Annotated in this window: 4 protein-coding genes, 1 pseudogene and 1 riboswitch; of the genes and pseudogenes, 1 reads left to right on the forward strand and 4 read right to left on the reverse strand. The window is 42.5% G+C overall.

Annotated features, from left to right (window positions below; genetic code table 11):
- The 3 genes from BLU57_RS15620 to BLU57_RS16370 all read right to left on the reverse strand — a co-directional run.
- On the reverse strand, positions 1 to 701 hold a 701-nt coding region (locus tag BLU57_RS15620; RefSeq protein ID WP_143027018.1), incomplete at its 3' end, for a hypothetical protein.
- A 110-nt stretch (positions 702 to 811) separates the two neighbouring features.
- Positions 812 to 898, reverse strand: a riboswitch (cyclic di-GMP riboswitch).
- Between the two features lie 103 nt (positions 899 to 1,001).
- Positions 1,002 to 1,124: a hypothetical protein gene (locus tag BLU57_RS16970; protein WP_090322937.1), complete on the reverse strand. Its 123-nt coding sequence runs from the start codon at positions 1,122 to 1,124 to the stop codon at positions 1,002 to 1,004.
- Positions 1,085 to 1,303 (reverse strand): DDE-type integrase/transposase/recombinase, encoded by a 219-nt coding sequence (locus tag BLU57_RS16370; protein WP_090322935.1) that lies wholly within the window; start codon positions 1,301 to 1,303, stop codon positions 1,085 to 1,087. The genes BLU57_RS16970 and BLU57_RS16370 overlap by 40 nt, the downstream gene beginning before the upstream one ends.
- A 114-nt stretch (positions 1,304 to 1,417) precedes the next feature.
- Between BLU57_RS16370 and BLU57_RS15635 the strand changes: the two are divergent.
- A pseudogene (locus BLU57_RS15635) lies at positions 1,418 to 1,540 on the forward strand (transposase); the annotation flags it as partial.
- A gap of 14 nt (positions 1,541 to 1,554) precedes the next feature.
- Here BLU57_RS15635 and BLU57_RS16975 read toward each other — a convergent pair.
- Complete coding sequence (locus BLU57_RS16975) at positions 1,555 to 1,884, reverse strand: integrase core domain-containing protein (protein WP_371113153.1); 330 nt, start codon at positions 1,882 to 1,884, stop codon at positions 1,555 to 1,557.
- Positions 1,885 to 1,953: the final 69 nt, after the last annotated feature.

Consider the following 1,953-nt stretch of genomic DNA (forward strand, 5'->3'; position numbering starts at 1 on the left):
CCTTTCAATATAACTACGCTGACTCGATAATCACCTCGCCAATCATTCAAATACCCCCCTGTTTTAAATGCGAACATATCACGCCACCCCGCCCCCGGTACTTCACGGGTTAGTTTGGATGGAAAGTCTGCCGGAAATTTAAACCAGTAAGTTATATACAAATCATTCACATCACCGATTGTCCACGGTCTGTTAATCAATAACGGAGCTTGTGAACCGGCCTGCCCTAAATCGCCTTTTATTTTGACATTTTGGAAAAGCTCATTAACTAAATTCCCCTTCGGCCCAGTAACCTGCCGGATTTGATTGGTTATATAATTTCCGATGGTCGAAGAGTCAATTGGATCGCTTGTAATCAATTGAATCCCAGAGAGATTTGCACCCAGAGATTTAAACGGCCAAGAGTATCCGGTTTCTCGATCAGTACCCGTGAGGTATTGCCATGCTCCGTTAGTATAATAACCGGTCGGTGATGTAAGTGAGACTCCTGCTCCGAAGTTCGACCTGAACAGCAGACTCGCCGCATGAGCTGCAGGTGTAACAACAAAGTTAAAGATAATAATCAGTAACATCATAACAAAAAATATCATATCTGCATTAGGCTTAATACTTTTGTCTGTTCCCGATTGTTTAAATAAAACAGTCTCGCCAATTAGTGCTCTCGAATTGTTAGTTAATAATGAGTAATGATTAGTATTCATATTTTGTTCCTCCTTAAAGATAAAAGGACGGAACTGCGTGGATACGCATGTATCAAATATTTCATTCGATACTCGTCAAATCATGCATGTGATTGAAACGATTGGCGTTATCTGGCAGTCCTGCCATCCTGGGGCATTGGCCCGTTAGATCAGTGACTTTGCGTCCCCTGCTTTCGCAGAGTTTGCCTTTTTCATATTGCAGTTATATCAATGCATAAATTGTGCCAACTTTAAATAAGTAAAATCGATTATGAGAATATGCATTGATGGATAATTAAGCAGGGTCTGGTGTAAGAAATCTCAGGGTTTTTTACAGAGAGGTTGATTAAAATAAGCACTGAGTGTTTCATAAGGGGTTGCATTATTCAAACTCTTATGGGGCTTTACGGTATTGTAGAAGTTAATGAAACGGGGAAGCAGAATGCGCCGATCGGCGCTATCTTTAAAGCAAGTTGGCTATGCCACATACCCATTAGCGTGCGGATGACTCGTTCGACTTTGCTGTTGGTTTGCGGACGCTTAATACGGGTAAACTTCTGACCGATACGGTGTTGCCTGCAAGCTTTGCCGAAAGCATGGCCGTCAGTTCCTTTAAATTCCATACCGTTATCGGAATAAGCGCAGTCGATCTGATACGGACATTGGGCAATGACTGACGTGGTTTACTGAAACCAGACACTCCAGTTAAGAGAAAATAGTTTTGACTGGGGGAAGAAATGGTAACGAGAAAGCAATATACAAAAGAATTTAAATTAGATGCGATCAGCCTGGTATTGGAACAGGGTCACACGGCGTCAGAAGTATCCCGAAGTCTGGAGATCAACGCCAATATGCTGAGGAGTTGTAAGAAATCTCAGAGTTGTTTACAGATAGGTTGATTGAAATAAGCGGTGAGTATTTCATAAGGGGTGGCATTATTCAAACTCTTATGAGGCTTAACGGTATTGTAGAAATTAATGAAACGGAGAAGCTGAATGTGCCGATCGGCGCAGTCTTTAAAGTGAATCTTGCTGTGCCACATATCCATCAGGGTGCGGATAACCCGCTCAGCTTTACCGTTGGTTTGCGGACGATTGATGCGGGTAAACTTCTGACCGATACCGTGCTGCCTGCAAGCTTTGACGAAAGCGTGGCTGTCAGTTCCTTTAAATTCTTTACCGTTGTCAGAATAAGCATAGTCGATTTGGTAAGGACATTGAGCAACAGTGCTTGTGAGAAAGCAAGCTGCACTATGTTGGGTTTTATCGGGAAG

It is taken from the genome of Nitrosomonas oligotropha (assembly GCF_900106555.1).
GTDB lineage: Bacteria > Pseudomonadota > Gammaproteobacteria > Burkholderiales > Nitrosomonadaceae > Nitrosomonas > Nitrosomonas oligotropha_A.